We start from the raw sequence: 17,336 nt of genomic DNA on the forward strand, positions 1-17,336 counted from the left end.
GCGCTAGCGGCGCCCGGCGCAGCAGCGCCAGCGTCGGCGCTGCTGCGCGCAGGCGCCTGCGCCACATCCGGCAGCATGCCGGATGCGGCTGCGCCCTGCGGCGCCGCGCCAAGCGCACGCATGCGCTCCGCGTGCGCGCGCTCGCTGTGCTCGAGGCTGCGCAGCTCTGCGAGCGCAGCCGAGCGGGCGAGCAGCTGCGTATGCTGCTCGCGAACAACAGCAACCTGCGCCTCCAGCCCTCGGCGCAGCTGCTCGAGCAAATCTTCCGCAATCGCTAGCGCCTGCTTGCGATAGAGCGCCTTAGCGTCTGTGCTGATCTGCTTTGAATAATTCATCGTATATTCATTTGTGAACGAGGCACCCTCGATGACGCGTGCTGCAAGCCACGCCGGGGTCAGTTCCCTCGACACCTGAGCGAACGTCGACGCCCAGTCCGCTTCCGGCACACCGGATAGATCCGAGAGCTTCCGCAGCAAATCCCCCACATGCCAATCAACATGGGCAGTAACCTGCTCCATGAAATGATCATACAGCGCCTTTAAGCGCCGTGTCTGCTCTTCGATCGTCTTCCCCGCCGTAAACAAGAATCCGACCTTGAAGCCCGGTTTACGACTTTGCAGATACGTATCCGCCAGATCGCGCGTCTGAGCAGGGATAATGTTCGCCTGATCCAATAGACGATTCAGATCGTCCCTGAATTGTGCTTGAACGCGGCTTGCTTCACCTGCTAACCGCTGCTCTTCCGCCTCTAATGCTGCGAGCTCCTCTGCAAGTCGTGATGCCTGTTCAGACCCGCCCATTCTATCCATTAATTCCTGCTTCTTTGGCTCCTGCTGCGATGCATAGAGTCGTAAGTGCGCTTCAACTACTTGTGCCGCTGAACCTACGATACTATGCTCTCGCAATGCCTCCTGACGTGTCATCAAGGCACCCATCAACCAGTTTAGCTTCTCCCACTCATCGTGAGGATGTTCTGGATGCTTGAGAGACAGATAGAGAATACCCGCCGGCTTAATGTTCCATGCCGCAAAAGCCTGCTCTACCCCAGTACGGTACGCATCGAAGGACAGCTCCCGTTCTCGATGCTTGTCAATTTGATTCACGATCAGATAGATCGGCTTACCCCAATCCGCCAATTGCTTCGCGAACGTAAAATTAATTTCGGATTGGACATGATTATAATCCATGACATAGAATACAACGTCAGCCAGATGCAGTGCCGACTCCGTCGACATCCGGTGCGCGTCATCTGTTGAATCCACACCAGGCGTATCGAGCAGCGTCCCATGTTCACCAAGGATTGCAATTTGCTCATATAGATCAACGGATTCAAATTCTACCCCGTTCACGCAGTACGCTTCCAGATCATTGAGAGGTACAGAGATTTTATCCCCTACTGCGCCTAGGTTCGTCGGCATCTTCGTAATTATCGCTTGCGGCTGGCCATTGTGAATCCGCACCAAGTTGGCGCTTGTCGGGATCGGACTCGAAGGTAGAATACGTTTCCCGCAGATTCGGTTAATCAGACTCGATTTCCCTGCCGAGAAATGCCCACAGAACGCAATCGTAAATTGTGCCTGTCCCCACTTCTCCATCAGGTCCTTCATTTTCCCTGCATGAACCTCATCGCCCGCTTCTGCTAGCTGCGCTGCGAGCGGCTCTAGACTTAACTTGTAAACATTTTGTAATTCGTTAGTAGTAAGTACACGCATCGCTATTCTCCCCGACAAAAAAATAAAACCGAATCTCACGGCATTCGGTTTCCCTGAATTTTCCGTAAGATTTCGGTTTCTAGTGTACCATATTTTGTTCTTCTGGAATAAAGATTTCAAAAACTTTTCCATGTTGTAGAATCGTAATATTGCCCGCTTTGACTTTCATCACGACAACTTCAGGCTTTGCTTTCATTTTCTCGAGGTAATTTTCAGGCACGCTTCCCGAATCACTCACCGTTACGCCTTCAATTTCAGTCTCTTCGTTTTCTTGTAAGTTCGTCCCCATTACGGTCTCGTAGATGTCAGAGAACAATTCGAAATTGTCCGTGTACACTGAGATGCATTTCATGTCATTCATCCTCTTCTTTGTTAGATTGCTTTAATCCTTATCTTTCCTTACTTGGATAGGTTTCATACGTTTTTTGCCTTCACGGCAAATGCTGAGCAACGGACAACTTTCACATTTCGGGTTCTGCGCTTTGCAGTGATATCGACCGAAAAATATGATTCTATGATGCGTGAGTGTCCATTCTTCCTCGGGCACACGTCGCATCAATTTTTTCTCCACTTCAAGCACGGAATCCTTCCAATTCGCAAGGCCAAGTCGTTTCGATACACGTTCAACATGCGTATCGACAGCGATCGCAGGAACACCAAATGCATTCGACATGACGACATTCGCTGTCTTTCGACCCACACCCGGGAGCTCCACAAGCTTATCATGCGCTTTGGGCACTTCGCCATTATAACGCTCTAATAGCATCATGCACAAGTGTTGAATGTGTTTTGCTTTGCTGCGAAATAATCCAATGCGGCGAATGTCTTGCTCTAATTCCTCGATCGGCACCGCGATATAATCTTCAGGCTTCCGATATTTCTGGAACAAATTCACAGTCACCTTATTCACCGTTTCATCGGTACACTGGGCTGACAACAATACAGCAATCACTAATTCGAACGGATTTGAATGATTCAATTCACAATGCGCATCAGGGAACATTTCACCAATGGTATCCAAAATATGCCTCACGGTCGCGTTATTCATGTCTCATTCTCCCCTCTACTTGAACATAAAACCGCCTTGACGCGGGGCTACCACATCAAGACGGTCATTCAGATGCAGCCTAAAGGTAATTTAATTTCCTACAATTTCTCAATCTCGATGACCTGATTATTGTTGAAGACGAGTAGAATTTGATCTGCATCGGTCAAGGACTGCAGATTTAATAGGGAATCCCCTTTATGAACATAAACATTCGTCACAAAATTGAATTTATAGTTATTATCCGAAAGTGACGCGCGTTGTACATAAATTTCATTCGTAGAAGCGGTGTAGCGAGCGAATTTGCGGCTTAACGTATCTAAAACACGCACAACCGTATTTCCATCCGCATCAAGACGCACTTCGACACGATCTGATGTCGATAAGCTATTGATGTTCGTACTGATCGCTTGATTGCGAATAATCTGATAGCTCGCCGTCAGCTTCATTTCTTTCTTCTGACCGGAGAAATCTTTCAGCGTAATCTTGGAGTTCGCAGCATCAATAGATTCCACTTTACCATAAGTGAGTGTTACTTTGCGAACCAATTCAGGAACATTTCCTGAAAAATTCACATTTACAATTTGGCCCGGAGCAAAATCCGATGCTTTGAGCGCTGTACCGTTCTCATCGAGCAGTGATACACCATCATTCACTTGTTCGATATATCCCGTGCTGGATTTAATTTTGAGCATATTTCTGCTTGCATCAACCGAATAGACTTCGAATTGCGCTTGCGATTTAATGGAAATGCGGCCGACTTTATCTTGCGTTGTGCGAAGTTGTGCCGAGATCATATCGCCAACTTTCACATCGGATAACGATGTGCCAGTGCTCTTACCATAGACGAATACAACCGCTGAGCTATCATATGGCAATGTGATCGTCTGACCCGCATCCGTCATAAGCGTTAACGTCTGTTTCCATGAATCCAAACTGAGTAATTTTCCATCATATTTATATACTTTTTGCAACGTTAGAATTTTATCGCCAAGAACGGTCAGATTGACTTTCGTCTTCTCTGGAAGCTGTGCTTCAAGATCTTTGAGCGTAATATTCCCTATTCCAAAGTCAAATTTCGTCGTCTCTGTCGCGTAGAAGGAGAAGGCTTTGCCTTTCGCATTCGTTACCGTCAACAATTGCAATTTGGTATTGTATCCAGCTACCGTTAATTCTTGCAGCTGTTCCATTTTACGACCAACCACTTGGATTTTCGAGATACGGTCATCCGGTGTAATGGTCATTTCAATCACGTCGCCATTCGTATCATCCGCGATCAAATCTGCAATCGTCGGTGTCTTGATGCCGTCAACTACAACATCAACTTTGTCTGCGAGGAGATTCACTTCCGGACGGGAAGTCCCTTCCTTCACATAAGTCACCAGCTTATTCGCTGTGCTGATGTTGATTAATGTACCACGTACGGTTCTCGCACTGGTCTGCTTCACTTCAAGCTGCGTCACTTGACCATTCTTCACGACATAGGAAATGACGTCATTCACTTTCAATTCAGCTAGACTTTTCAGACGTTGATCTTGATATAGAAGCATGGCATCCGGCGAGAGCGTCAATGTCTCTTCCACATTGGATGCATCTCTTACTTTGAATGTCTGTTTCGCAACATCGATCGACGTCACAGTACCTGCGCCCGTCTTATTCACGGGTGCAGATTTCACTTGAACAAGAACAACTTTCTTCTGACCGGAGAACGTCTCACGCTTAATATCTAACGTACTGTCTGGCGCAAGATCCTTCGCAGACATCGCTTTGCCATTCTGATCCAAGAATGCTGTGCCTGCATCAAAATCATACGTAACATAATCATCATTGCTCAGAACAGTAAATTTCGTACCTGTGCTATGCAGACGTTGGAATTTACCCTCTACGGACTCCAGTTGAATCTTCGAATCGATCACTTCAACATAGCCTGCTGTACCTTGGGTATCAATCACTTTCACTTTTGTATAGGCTTGTACGGTCGATACAGGTACGGATGTCTCCGAATCTGCTGTGTAATAAGAAGTTCCTTTTAACGTAAAGTTATGAATCTTGCCATCCTCACCATACAAGCTAAGCTCGGAATCCGACAAGCTCGTAATGACACCCTGATAGACATTGTCATATTTGATATTCGTATGTTGATCCCCACGACTGAAGAACGTAGCCAATTGCGCACGCGTTACATTCCCTGCTGGGTTGAATTTATTACCTTCCATCCCCGTCGTGAGCTTCAAATCAAGGGCTACATTAATATAGCCGAGCATGGAAGGGGAGATTTTGCTGTTATCTGCGAATGTCGTTGCTTTATTCATCGCAACCTTTGCTTCAGACTGTTTGTTCAATGCGCGAACGAGAATTTTCGTGATCCACTCGCGTGAAGCTTTTTTCGATCCCCATGCCTCTTTGGAACCAGCAGGTGTCATTTCTTCATTTTTATCAAGAAGACCTTTGGAGAACGCAAGCGCGACATATGGTTTGAAGTAGTTGTCCACGACGAATCCGCTCTGGAACGCTACAGACGAAGTCGCATCTACTTCTTTCTCTAGATTCATATAACGAATCGCCATCGTGACCGCTTCTTGCTGCGTAACCGGATCGTTTGGTCTGAATTTGCCGTTATTCCCAAGAAGAATCTTCTCTAGCGCAAGCTTCGTAATATGCTTTTCTGCCCAGAACCCACTCTTGACATCGCTAAACAGGGCACTGCCGCTGCCTACGGATGTATTGGTTGAAGATCCGTTTGTATTTCCAGTATTTCCAGTATTTCCAGTATTACTTGTGTTATTTGTATTTCCTGTGTTGCTTGTGTTGTTATTTGTGTTACCTGTGTTCCCTTTATTCGCATCTGATGTCGAATTATCTTTGCTATTCGTTGTCGAAGTAGATGAATTTCCATTAGCCGGTGTTACCGCTGCGTACGCACTTCCTGCCGCACCGAATACGAGAACCGCTGATAGAAACAATGTGACGAACTTTTTAGACATGATGTGACTCCTCTCTCTATGTAACCTATTAAAAAATGCTAAGTATAATAAATTCAACAAAGAAGCAGGAAGATCCTGCTTCTTTCTCTTAATTTCTGCTAAAAGGATGTTCTAATTCGACATGACCCATCAAAGAATCGACAGATTTTCCATCGACAAGAATATCTACAGTTTTTACTTCATCAAACTGAAAGCTCGTCTTGAGCAGCGCTTGAAGCGCCAAATCTTCTCCAGATGCACCCAAATGCGCATCTTCCGGAATTTTCACATCAACGGTTAATGCACCATCATCTTTCAGCGTTGCAGATAGGAATTCGGATTTATCCCACAATGCAATTAGCTTCTCGTCATCCGTCTGTTGCAACGTCTTCAATGCAGCCAGATACTTAGCTTTCGCATCGCTGAACTTGATTTCCGTGTCCTTCGGTACGAGATTCAAGATCTGATCATCCGTATAGAACGATTGAATTTTCAATGTCTGCTCAGCTGACTGCACAACCTCCGTCTGATCTCCCGGCTGTGGATCGGCAGATTTCTGTCCGCATCCAGCCGCAATGGCTATCATTAATAATAATGTGCTAAGTACTAGAATCGTTTTCTTCAAAATTATCACCTCGTATTAGGACTTTAATCCCAAATATTGTTTAATCCCATCTTTAATGGATTGGGCCACACGATACTGGAAATCTTCCTGGTAGAGAGCCGATTCATCGGTTTGATTCGTTAAGTAACCTACCTCTAACAAACATGCCGGCATATTGGTCTCACGTGTTACATGCAGACTTTGTTTGCGAACGCCTCGATCCGGGAGTCCGGTGCCTTTTACAAGGTTGATGTGCATCACTTGCGCGAATGCCTTGCTCTCATCATCTCTGGAGTAATACGTCTCCGTACCACTGATCGATGACTTGTTAATACTGTTCGCATGAATGGAAACAAATAAGTTCGCTTGATGCTGCTTTGCAAAAGCAACACGATCTTTAAGTTCCAAGAACGTATCGTCTGAACGTGTGAGAATAATCTCTACGTCAGGATCGTTTTTGAACACTTCTGCCACCTTTAGAGCCTGTGCCAGATTGAAATCCTTCTCATTTCGCTTATTAGGGCTAATAGCTCCAGGGTCCTTCGCACCATGCCCTGCATCAATCACAACGATATATTTGCCAGAGTGCGGTGGGAGCGTTCCCGATCCATTGTCCTTTCCCGGGTCCGGACTGCTGCCATTCAGATCAACGACAACTGTGTTAGGATCTTTCGTTGTATATACGGAGAAGTTTTGACTTTGTTTCATATCAATGACGACCCGAACTGTGGCTGGGTTATCGCTATATTGTGAATAGCGGATTTTCTCAACAACAGGATGATCCTGAACAATGAATTCAGCTTGTCCACTCGAGGCGAAATTCTGCGTCTTCGAGAAGGTATCCGAGAACTTTGCATTCGGAATATCGACGACGATACGATCAGGACCGGTCAACCGTTGCTGCGTTGGCTTCAGATCCCCTTTACTCACCCCAATAATCAATCGGTTATCTTCAAAGGACATCGTCTGGATTTCGGACAAATCCACTTTTGAATCATTGCCTGCATTGCCATTGTTCGAAGAATTATTTCCTTCATCTTTGCCTGAACCTGTCGAACCGCCTTGATCTGGTTCTGGCTGTGTTACCGGTGGCTTCGGCTGCGTTACTTCAGATCCAAAATCCGATGTGAAGAGGTATACCGACTTGGTCTCATTCTCCCAATCCACAACAAGTCCCATCGTCTCACCAACGAAACGAAGGGGAACGAGCGTTGTATCTGACTTAATGATTGGAGCTACATCGAGGTTTACTTTCTTGCCATTGACTGTTGCCCATTTCTGGGACACTACGAGTTCTATCGTCTTCTTGTCATTATGTATGGTTACCGTGTGCGTCTTCTTATTCCAGTCAACCTGGAAGCCAAGTTCCTCAACGACTACACGAATTGGAATCATCGTCGTACTCTTAATCATCTGCGCTTCTGCGGACGGAGAGAGTGACACGCCATTGAGATACAAATGCAATCCCGCACTCGCATGACTTAAACTCGGTAACATGAACAACATCAAACAAAAAAACACCAACGTACCAATTTTCTTCATCCTTCACCCCTGCTTTTCATAGATTTACTTGCGTGAACAACGGTATCGAACGCCTCGACACCTAACAAATAATTAGACGTCCATTTGTCGACAAAAGTTGCGGTAACTCAACAAAAAAATGAGCCCCAACCCTTTATCTCCAAAGGAATTGAAGCTCTTCCATAATCTATCAAATCAAATTAAGCTTGAAATCCTAGATACACATTTATCCCGTCTTTAATCGATTGAGCAACGCGATTCTGGAACTCTTCCGAAAATAACGCCGCCTCATCCGAGAGATTCGATAAGTACCCAACCTCTAACAACACGGCTGGCATAGTCGTCTCACGCGTCACATGCAAGCTCTTCTGGCGTACACCGCGATCAGGAAGCTGTGTCGCTTGAACCAGCTTGGCATGCATGACTTGTGCGAATGCTTTACTGGCATCCTCTCGCGTATAATAGGTTTCTGTCCCGGATATTGTAGGTTTGTTCTCTATACTATTCCCATGAATAGACACAAATAAGTTCGCCTGAACCTGCTTCGCTAACGCTACACGATCAGTCAGTGTTGGATATGTATCGTCTGATCTCGTCAGAATAATTTGAACATTCGGGTCATCACGGAATAAATCTGCGACTTTAAGGGCTACTGGTAGATTGAAATCTTTCTCGCGTCGGTTGTTCGGGCTGCTCGTACCCGAATCATTACCGCCATGCCCTGCATCTATGACGACGATATATTTGCCTGATTGCGGTGGAGTAACAGGCTGTCCCGCACCTGGGTTTGTCCCTACTTCAACATTCGCTTGATTAAAATCAACGATGACTGTGTTGGGATCATTCGCGGTATATAGACTAAAATTTTGTTTCTGGTTCAAATCCAGCACGATCCGCACGGTCGATGGATTGTTGGAGAAGAGCGAGAATCGGATTTTACTGACAACGGCATGATTTGGCACTTGGATTTCACCTTGTCCGTTCATGCCAAATGTAGCGCTTTTGAAGTACGAATCTGCAAATTTCGCGTTCGGCAGATCAATGACAACACGATCCGGATTCGTCAACCGTTCCTGCTTAGGCAGTAACCCGCCTTTACTGACACCGATAATAAGACGGTTATCCTCGAATGTGACAGACTGTACGTCTGTGAGTTCACCCATCTTCACCTCTTCAGCTAAATCCTTGTCACTCGATGCTCCTGAATTTGCAGGATCTACTACACCGCCCTGATCTGGCTCTGGCAATGTTGTCGGTGGCGTGGGCTGCGTCACATCGGAACTAAAGTCGGAGGAAAATAAAAAAACCGATTTACTCTCATTTTCCCAATTGACGACGAGACCCATCTGTTCTCCGACAAAACGGAGCGGAACAAGCGTCGTATCCTTTTTGAGTGACGGCGGCATATCCAGTGTGATTTTCTTATCGTTCACTGTCGCCCATTTCTGATCAACGACGAGCTGAATCGTCTTCTTATCATTATGTATAGAGGCCATGCGCGTCTTCTTATTCCAATCTACCTGGAAGCCAAGTTCTTCGACGACAACCCGGATCGGGATCATCGTTGACCCCTTAATCATTTGCGCTTCTGCAGACGGCGAGACAGACTCTCCATTGAGATATAACTGCAACCCCGCTTCCGCATGCATCATACTCGGCAACAAGAACAACATCCAACAGAACAACACGATAGCGCCTATTTTTCTCATCCGATTCTCCTGATCTTCATAGATTTATATTCTATCAACACAAAAATGATAAGACATGACACCTTCTCACAAGAATAGACATCCAAAACTTTACAAAAGTTGCGCGTTATAGTAAATATAAAACAAAAAAAATAGAGCTTCAACCCTCTAATTGTGAAAGGATTGAAACTCTTTCTATTCAATAGATAAAAATTGATCGTTTATGCAAGATTACGCTTTTGCTCGTAAGCTGAGATTTTATCTTCGTGCTGCAGTGTTAGACCGATATCGTCAAGTCCTTGAAGCAAGAATTGACGGCGATGCTCATCCAAGTCGAATTGAATTTCCAGACCGAACTCATCTGTAATTTTCTTATTCTCAAGATCAACCGATAGCTGGTAACCTTCGTGCTCCGCTGTACGCTTGAATAAATCTTCCACCTGCTCTTCTGACAATTTGATTGGTAGAATCCCGTTCTTAAAGCAGTTATTGTAGAAAATATCTGCGAAAGACGGCGCGATTACGCAGCGGAAGCCATAATCCAAGATTGCCCACGGTGCATGTTCACGGGATGATCCGCAACCGAAGTTCACGCGAGAGACCATAACGGAAGCTCCCTCGTAGCGTGGTTTGTTCAATTCAAACGCTGCATTCACATCGCCATTCTCATGGAATCTCCATTCATAGAATAGAAATTGACCGAAGCCAGAGCGCTCAATACGTTTCAAAAATTGTTTTGGAATAATAGCGTCCGTATCCACGTTTACGCGATCGACCGGTCCGACAATCCCTGTTAGCTGTTTAAATGGTTCCATCGTTATTTCCCCTCTCGTCCATCATCTTCCGAATCTATTCTATTAGTTCGCTGCTTTTAGTTCCCAATCACGCACATCAACGAAATGTCCTTTGATCGCCGCTGCTGCTGCCATCGCTGGAGATACCAAGTGCGTACGACCACCGCGTCCTTGACGTCCTTCAAAGTTACGGTTCGAAGTCGAAGCACAACGTTGTCCAGGTTGTAATACGTCTGGATTCATCGCAAGACACATACTGCATCCTGCATCACGCCATTCAAATCCTGCCGCTGTGAAGATTTTGTCCAAACCTTCCTTCTCGGCTTGAATCTTAACACGACCTGAACCTGGAACGACAATCGCAGTTACATTGCTCGATACTTGGTAGCCCCTAGCGATTTCTGCCGCCGCTCGCAAATCTTCAATCCGGCCATTTGTGCAAGATCCGATAAAGACATAATCAATACCGATTTCAGAAATAGGTGTTCCTGGTTTCAGATCCATATATTCAAGAGCTTTCTCAGCTGCTTTACGTTCATTCTCGGAAGAGAAGTCATTCGGATTCGGTACCGTTGCCGTAATATCTGTACCCATTCCTGGGCTTGTTCCCCAAGTCACTTGCGGGATCAGGCTGTCGACATCGAAATCAACAACTAGGTCATACGTTGCGCCCTCATCGGATGCAAGCTGTTTCCAAGCCGCTACCGCTTGATCATAGGCTTCACCTTGAGGTGCGTATTCACGGCCGCGTAGGTATTCGAATGTCACTTCATCCGGTGCGATGAGACCCGCTCTGGCTCCCGCTTCAATCGACATGTTGCAGACCGTCATACGTTCTTCCATCGTCAAGGAACGAATCGCTTCACCTGTGTATTCGATAACATAGCCAGTTGCGAAGTCTGTACCGTATTTCGCGATAACGCCAAGAATCATATCTTTTGCCGTTACACCTGATTTACGGTTGCCGACAAATCGAACTTCCATCGTTTTGGCTTTCGCTTGTTGTAGACATTGTGTTGCAAGTACGTGTTCTACTTCACTCGTACCGATCCCGAATGCCAATGCGCCGAATGCGCCATGCGTTGATGTATGGCTGTCGCCGCATACGATCGTTTTACCTGGATGCGTTAATCCAAGTTCTGGACCCATTACGTGAACAACCCCTTGATCCAAGCTGTTCAAGTCAAAGCAAGTGACGCCGAAATCTGCGCAGTTCTTCGATAATGTATCGATTTGCTGCTTTGAGATGGGGTCAGTAATGTTAAAACGGTCTTTCGTCGGTACGTTATGGTCCATCGTTGCAAAAGTCAGCTCTGGACGGCGTACTTTACGATTGGACAAGCGAAGTCCTTCAAATGCTTGTGGAGATGTTACTTCGTGAACCAAATGAAGATCAATATACAAAACACTTGGTTTGCCTTCCTCTTGATGAATCACATGATTTTCCCAAATTTTCTCAAACATCGTTTTTTTCGCCATTATCATTCACCTCTTCATCGAATCGAAACCATTCAGATTTGCGGTTATTGCTGATTTCCGTACGCAAATCTTTTCTTTGAATGAATCATAGCATTTCCATTTCGATTGCTCCAGTATATAATAACTATAAGCGCTATAGGTTTTACTTATAGATGAAGTTCAAAAAGTCAACATTTGATCACGAAGTCATTCAAGAGGCATTATCGACATCGAATCTTGCGTTTACCTTCGAAGTCCGGTACTCATTTAGGTTTCGCCTAAACTCCGTTCCTCCTTCTTCAGGTTCTCGCAACCTTCTCGGTGCTGAAATGTCAACTTTTTGAACACGTAATTGTTTATCTCAATTAGGAGGCTCACCCTACAATGGAATTACGTCAATTACAATATGCCATTCAAATCGCCGCAGAGCGAAATTTCTCCCGGGCTGCCGAGAAGCTTCATATCGCACAGCCTTCCCTTAGTCAACAGCTCTCGAAGCTCGAGAAGGAAATCGGCGTCCTCCTATTTCAAAGGAACACCAACTCCGTCGAGCTAACGCATGCCGGTGCAGCGTTTATCAATCAAGCACAGAAAATTATCGATGCCGTCGATCAATTGAAGCAAGAAATGGCGGATATCTCCAATACACGAACAGGAAAAGTTGTCGTTGGAAGTATGCCGATCACGGGTTCTCATATTTTGCCGCATGTACTGCCCGTCTTTCAAGAGAAATATCCCGATATCGAAATGGTTCTTGTCGAGGATACATCCGCAGATTTGGAGAAATTGACGGCCAACGGTCAGACCGACTTCTCACTGCTATCCTTGCCTCTCCAAGAGCCGTCTTTGGCATACGAGCCTGTTATTGAGGAAAAAATCGATCTGGCCGTGCCGCCGAACCACATCCTTGCTGCTCTCTCCAACTGCAATCCGGAACGGCTCATCCGCATCGAAGATCTAAAGGACGAGCCATTCATTATCCTGAAGAAAGGACAAGGCTTCCGTCAGATTACGATTGAATTATGCCAAGCGGCCGGATTTACACCGCGTATCGTCTTTGAGAGCAGCAATATGGAGACGGTGCAGTCGCTTGTCGCCGCCGGCATGGGCATTGCATTCGTCCCTCACTTCATCGCACGTGCTCGTCGTAGTGAGTTCATCCCAACCTATCTGCCGCTGGAAGATCCGTCGCCCAAACGAACGCTCGTTATTGCCTATCGGAGGGGACGTTATCTTTCCAAAGCCGCCGAAGCATTCATTGAAGTGTTCAAGACGACCATTCATCAACAATTTCAATCTTCATAAGATAGACCTGAACCTACATCAAACAAAATCTGTCCGTTTTGATCAGGAATTCGAACGGGCAGCTTACCCGTCGGCATATTCAATCCGAGCAATGTACGAACACCTGCAGGCAGATTCGCTGTTGCACGATCCCCGTAGACAGCGACGAATGCAGGAATATCAGGGATATATCGAATATCATAAGGCGCGCCGACTGCGAGGACGGCCGCTTTTTGCTTTGCTTTTCGAAGCTGATTCCATACCTTGCGCACCGCATCTCGCTGCTTCTTATCCGTATTCAGATTCCTTGTTACAAGGAGGATCGAATCCGATGCTCCGATCTGCTGCTGCTGTGCGGCTGTTAATCCGCCTGTGATAGGTAGGGTGACAATTTTCTTGAATTGTGCCTGTCCTTCCATCGCAATAATCGCACTAAACTGTCGCTTTATTTCTGGCAGTAAAGCCGATGGACCTAGAATGTACAATGTGGTGTTTGTATTGATCGTGAAAGGCAATAGATGATCTTGATTCTTGAGCAGTGTCGCAGCATGCTCCGCAATCGCAAGCTCTGTCTGCCTTGCTTCTTGGTCTTGCATCGCTTTTTGAGCTAAGCGGAATTGATCAACATAGGATGTCGGCTTATGGGCTTCTAGCAAGCCGTACTTTTGTTTCAATTTCAAGATTCGCTCCACACTGGCATTGATACGATCCTCTGTAATGACACCCTGCTTTACCGCGTCTGTTAGCCACTTGACGGAGGCATCAGGATTCGGTGGCATCAATAATAAATCAACCCCAGCCTGAACCGCCTGCAGTATGGCCTCCTTTTCACCGAAGTTCGATGAGATGGCTTGCATCTCTAAGGAATCGGTAACGATTACGCCTTCAAAACCAAGCTCTTCTCGAAGAATCTTGGTTAAAAACGTATGCGATAATGTCGCAGGAATGTGAACTTTTGCACCGTCTTTTTTCGAAATAACCGTCTTCTTCTCAATCTTTGGGAATGTAATATGCGCCGTCATCATCATATCTACACCTTGATTCATCGCCTCACGAAATGGAACAAGCTCTACTTGGTCTAGACGATTTCGATCATATAGAATGGACGGCAGTCCAAGATGTGAATCCATCGAAGTATCGCCATGCCCTGGGAAATGCTTCACAACCGAAGGCATCCCTACCTCTTGCAAACCTTTCACCATAGCAATCCCCATCTCGGCAACTCCCTCAGGCTCTGAGCCGAACGATCGAATGCCAATGACCGGGTTGTCGGGATTATTATTTATATCTAATGAAGGTGCGAAGTTAAGATTGAACCCGAACGACTCGATCTGCTCTCCGATCAATTTACCCGTCTGCTCCGCGTAGTCCGCATTCCCTGTTGCTCCTAGCGCCATATTGCCGGCAAATCGCGGCAGCCATGGGAGACGTGTCACGACACCGCCTTCCTGATCAATGGCAACCCAGATCGGCACCTTCGTCGAAGCGGATTTCAAATCCGTGATCAGCTTTACGGTCTGTTCTGCTGATTTCAGATTGCGTTGGAACAAGATCACCCCGGCATATTGCTGCTTCCTAAGTTGGGATCCCGCCGCCTGATCGGCTTCGCGTTCTAACGTGTCTAGATCGACGATCATCATTTGAGCAGCTTTTTGAGCAAGCGTCATGGATTTAAGCTGGGCTTGGATTTCAAGATCCGCGGGATCTGGTGATGATGAAGGCTCAGGCTCTACTGCCTCATCAGATTGGTTCACAGAAGAGTTCCCCGTGTGTTCCGAGTGATTCGGAATCGGCGTCTGTTGTTCTGCGGTCTGACCGAATATCCACGTGGGCTTTTGTACATAAACCATGGCCGAGATGACGACTATAAGACAGACACTCGCGATGATAAGCATTATTTTTCGCAATTTTCCCACATCCTTCGACAAGATTTAACGATATGAATTTATTTAAATCGGAATATATGCTATAATTTCCTTTTAGCCCTTTTTTCTAGGAGGTACTCGTACTCGTGATTCATAAAGTTGGAAGAAATGACCCTTGCCTATGCGGCAGCGGTAAGAAGTACAAAAAATGTTGTATGAACAAGAGTGAGGAGCAAAGTCAGGATACGAAGATTATTATCCCTGTCGCTCAGAAGAATGCACAAAGCGTTCAAGCTCTTGTGGAAGAATGGTTCGCAGAATCTCCTTCCTACAACATGGTCGCAGAGCAAATTGTCGAGCATATGCAAGACAGCTACAGCTGGGATCAAATAACAGAAGCACTTCATATCTGGCACGCTTATGCAACCCAGACGTCTCCGACGATTCGGAAGGCAGAAACGTTAACTGCGGCGATCGAATATTATGTAGCCCAGACGCATGGTCTTGAGCAAGTGACTCAATCCAGTCTTGGCACGAAATATAGTGTATCCCCAGGAACCGTGTCCCAACGCGTTCAGCAAATTCGTGAATATATGAATGAGCATCCGTGCTATGATCCGTTAGATCAACGCATCCCACAACTTCGCCATATGCTAACGGAATCCAAAATGCATCATATTGAAAAGCTTCTTGCAGAGCAGAAATTCGCTTCGATTGATGAAGCCAAAGACTATATGCTTCAGCTTATCAATCAAGGGAAGATAACTCAAGGCATGAAGACGGAAACTGTTGCTGAGGAAGCACAAGAATTGCTCTACGAAGCTTGGGAAGAGCCTTCACCTGCTCGTCGTACGGAGCTTGCGAAGCAGGCACTCGAGCTCGATGCGAATAATTGCGATGCATACAACATTCTTGCAGAGAGCGCTGTGACAACACCTGAGGAAGCTATCGGATATTATGAAGAAGGAATGCGCGTTGGCGTTAGTGCACTAGGCGCATCATTTATTGAACAGAACAAGGGACAAGCATGGGGCAGTGTTCGAATTCGTCCATACCTTCGTTCCAAAGCAGGGTTCGCTCGCAAGTGCATGGAGCTTGGACGTATGAAAGAATCAATTCTGCATAACGAAGAAATTATCAGACTTGATCCAACAGATCATCTGCATGTGCATAATCCTTTAATTACATCTTTTGTCGAAATGAATCAATTGAAATCCGCAACACATCTCATTGAGACCTACGCTTCGGACAAATCGGTTGCGTTCGTCTATAATCGTGTACTCGTCGAATATTTAGCGAATGGCATTACACCGCAGCTTACTGCGCTGTGGACTGAGGCAGTTCAAGCTCATCCAATCGTATCTGAATATTTACTGCAATCGAAGAAAATGCCTGCCTTCAAAAATGAAATGGTACAATATGTGCAATCACATATGCACCTCTGGCAGCAGCATGATGCGCTTAACGCTTGGGTTAAGCAACAATGATAAAGATAAAGCTGCAATCCGCGAGCGGATTGCAGCTTTTTTGGTGTGGAACAATACGATTCTAATAATGCTGCGGCCTTCGGTCTTCGAACACAGGAATTCTGCCACGCACTTCATCAACTAAGGACAAATTAATCGTCGCTGTTAGGATCTCTTCATGACCTTGCCCTTCCACTAATACCTCGCCCCACGGATCGATGATCATCGAATGACCGAAAAACTCCGTTGTACCACTCGTACCGACACGATTACAGGATACAACGTACATTTGATTCTCAATGGCGCGCGCTGTAAGTAAGGTACGCCAATGATGCAGACGCGGGTTGGGCCACTCAGCAGGTACGAACAATATTTTCACACCTGATAAAGCTAATTTCCGTGCTAGTTCCGGGAATCGAATATCATAACAAATCATCATCCCAGCCTGCACGCCTTCAGTTTCAAATGTACCGATATGATTGCCCTCCGCTAGATACTTCTCTTCATCCATCAAACGGAACAAATGAATTTTGGAGTAATCCGCCACCACTTCACCAGCGCGGTCAAAGACATAGATCGTGTTGTAGATCTGATCATCACGACGTTCTGCGATGGAACCTGCGATCACATGCACTTCATGTTCCTTACAGAATGAAGAAATTAATGCCTTCGTACGTTCACCATGGACATCCGCAAGCTCATGAATTTGCTCAAGGGCATACCCTGTATTCCACATTTCAGGTAATAGAATGCAGTCCGGCTTTACATCAACCTGAACTGCTTGTTGTAATAGCTGCTCCACCTTCTTATAATTCTCATCTGGCTGCCCAATCGCAACATCCATTTGCAGAACGGACAACTTCCATTTTTGCTCGATCATTGATCTCGTCCTTCCCTCAGTTCCATACGAACTCCTTATAAAAAATACCATTATGC

The 17,336-nt window shown here is 46.0% G+C and carries 13 protein-coding genes; 2 read left to right on the forward strand and 11 right to left on the reverse strand.

What is annotated here, in order from left to right; translation table 11 throughout:
* From AC3WU2_RS11070 to leuC, 9 genes are all read right to left on the reverse strand, one after another.
* Positions 1-1,712: dynamin family protein (locus AC3WU2_RS11070; RefSeq protein ID WP_492454060.1), on the reverse strand; the 1,712-nt coding region annotated here is incomplete at its 3' end.
* A 79-nt stretch (positions 1,713-1,791) separates the two neighbouring features.
* Entirely contained in the window at positions 1,792-2,064 is a 273-nt protein-coding gene (locus AC3WU2_RS11075) for a hypothetical protein (RefSeq protein ID WP_018755397.1), read from the reverse strand.
* Positions 2,065-2,094: 30 nt separating this feature from the next.
* On the reverse strand, positions 2,095-2,760 hold the full coding sequence (nth, locus tag AC3WU2_RS11080; RefSeq protein ID WP_018755396.1) for an endonuclease III: 666 nt from the start codon (positions 2,758-2,760) through the stop codon (positions 2,095-2,097).
* A gap of 98 nt (positions 2,761-2,858) precedes the next feature.
* A complete protein-coding gene (locus AC3WU2_RS11085; RefSeq protein WP_492454062.1) occupies positions 2,859-5,741 on the reverse strand; it encodes an S-layer homology domain-containing protein in 2,883 nt (960 codons plus the stop codon).
* Positions 5,742-5,829: 88 nt separating this feature from the next.
* Entirely contained in the window at positions 5,830-6,345 is a 516-nt protein-coding gene (locus AC3WU2_RS11090) for a GerMN domain-containing protein (protein ID WP_492454064.1), read from the reverse strand.
* A gap of 15 nt (positions 6,346-6,360) precedes the next feature.
* Entirely contained in the window at positions 6,361-7,866 is a 1,506-nt protein-coding gene (locus AC3WU2_RS11095) for an N-acetylmuramoyl-L-alanine amidase family protein (protein WP_492454066.1), read from the reverse strand.
* A 179-nt stretch (positions 7,867-8,045) separates the two neighbouring features.
* Positions 8,046-9,554: an N-acetylmuramoyl-L-alanine amidase family protein gene (locus AC3WU2_RS11100; protein WP_492454068.1), complete on the reverse strand. Its 1,509-nt coding sequence runs from the start codon at positions 9,552-9,554 to the stop codon at positions 8,046-8,048.
* Between the two features lie 200 nt (positions 9,555-9,754).
* Positions 9,755-10,348, reverse strand: coding sequence for a 3-isopropylmalate dehydratase small subunit (gene leuD / locus AC3WU2_RS11105; protein WP_018755391.1), 594 nt, complete (start codon positions 10,346-10,348; stop codon positions 9,755-9,757).
* A 42-nt stretch (positions 10,349-10,390) separates the two neighbouring features.
* Positions 10,391-11,812, reverse strand: coding sequence for a 3-isopropylmalate dehydratase large subunit (gene leuC / locus AC3WU2_RS11110; protein WP_492454070.1), 1,422 nt, complete (start codon positions 11,810-11,812; stop codon positions 10,391-10,393).
* A 357-nt stretch (positions 11,813-12,169) separates the two neighbouring features.
* On the opposite strand from leuC, the gene AC3WU2_RS11115 reads away from it, so the two are divergent.
* Entirely contained in the window at positions 12,170-13,090 is a 921-nt protein-coding gene (locus tag AC3WU2_RS11115) for a LysR family transcriptional regulator (RefSeq protein ID WP_492454072.1), read from the forward strand.
* Here AC3WU2_RS11115 and AC3WU2_RS11120 read toward each other — a convergent pair.
* Entirely contained in the window at positions 13,078-14,976 is a 1,899-nt protein-coding gene (locus tag AC3WU2_RS11120; protein ID WP_492454074.1) for a glycoside hydrolase family 3 protein, read from the reverse strand. The genes AC3WU2_RS11115 and AC3WU2_RS11120 overlap by 13 nt on opposite strands.
* Positions 14,977-15,080: 104 nt before the next feature.
* On the opposite strand from AC3WU2_RS11120, the gene AC3WU2_RS11125 reads away from it, so the two are divergent.
* Positions 15,081-16,421, forward strand: a complete 1,341-nt coding sequence (locus tag AC3WU2_RS11125) for an SEC-C metal-binding domain-containing protein (protein ID WP_492454076.1) — start codon at positions 15,081-15,083, stop codon at positions 16,419-16,421.
* Between the two features lie 61 nt (positions 16,422-16,482).
* On the opposite strand, the gene AC3WU2_RS11130 is transcribed toward AC3WU2_RS11125, so the two are convergent.
* Positions 16,483-17,280, reverse strand: a complete 798-nt coding sequence (locus AC3WU2_RS11130) for a carbon-nitrogen family hydrolase (protein ID WP_492454078.1) — start codon at positions 17,278-17,280, stop codon at positions 16,483-16,485.
* Positions 17,281-17,336 lie beyond the last annotated feature (56 nt).

Source organism: Paenibacillus sp. EB106-05-06-XG162, from assembly GCF_058791655.1.

Bases quoted from the DNA above. Each gene is read 5' to 3' on its own strand.
- AC3WU2_RS11075 (WP_018755397.1), bottom strand. From the start codon at position 2,064: ATGAAATGCATCTCAGTGTACACGGACAATTTCGAATTGTTCTCTGAC.
- nth (WP_018755396.1), bottom strand. From the start codon at position 2,760: ATGAATAACGCGACCGTGAGGCATATTTTGGATACCATTGGTGAAATG.
- AC3WU2_RS11085 (WP_492454062.1), bottom strand. From the start codon at position 5,741: ATGTCTAAAAAGTTCGTCACATTGTTTCTATCAGCGGTTCTCGTATTC.
- AC3WU2_RS11095 (WP_492454066.1), bottom strand. From the start codon at position 7,866: ATGAAGAAAATTGGTACGTTGGTGTTTTTTTGTTTGATGTTGTTCATG.
- AC3WU2_RS11100 (WP_492454068.1), bottom strand. From the start codon at position 9,554: ATGAGAAAAATAGGCGCTATCGTGTTGTTCTGTTGGATGTTGTTCTTG.
- leuD (WP_018755391.1), bottom strand. From the start codon at position 10,348: ATGGAACCATTTAAACAGCTAACAGGGATTGTCGGACCGGTCGATCGC.
- leuC (WP_492454070.1), bottom strand. From the start codon at position 11,812: ATGATAATGGCGAAAAAAACGATGTTTGAGAAAATTTGGGAAAATCAT.
- AC3WU2_RS11115 (WP_492454072.1), top strand. From the start codon at position 12,170: ATGGAATTACGTCAATTACAATATGCCATTCAAATCGCCGCAGAGCGA.
- AC3WU2_RS11130 (WP_492454078.1), bottom strand. From the start codon at position 17,280: ATGATCGAGCAAAAATGGAAGTTGTCCGTTCTGCAAATGGATGTTGCG.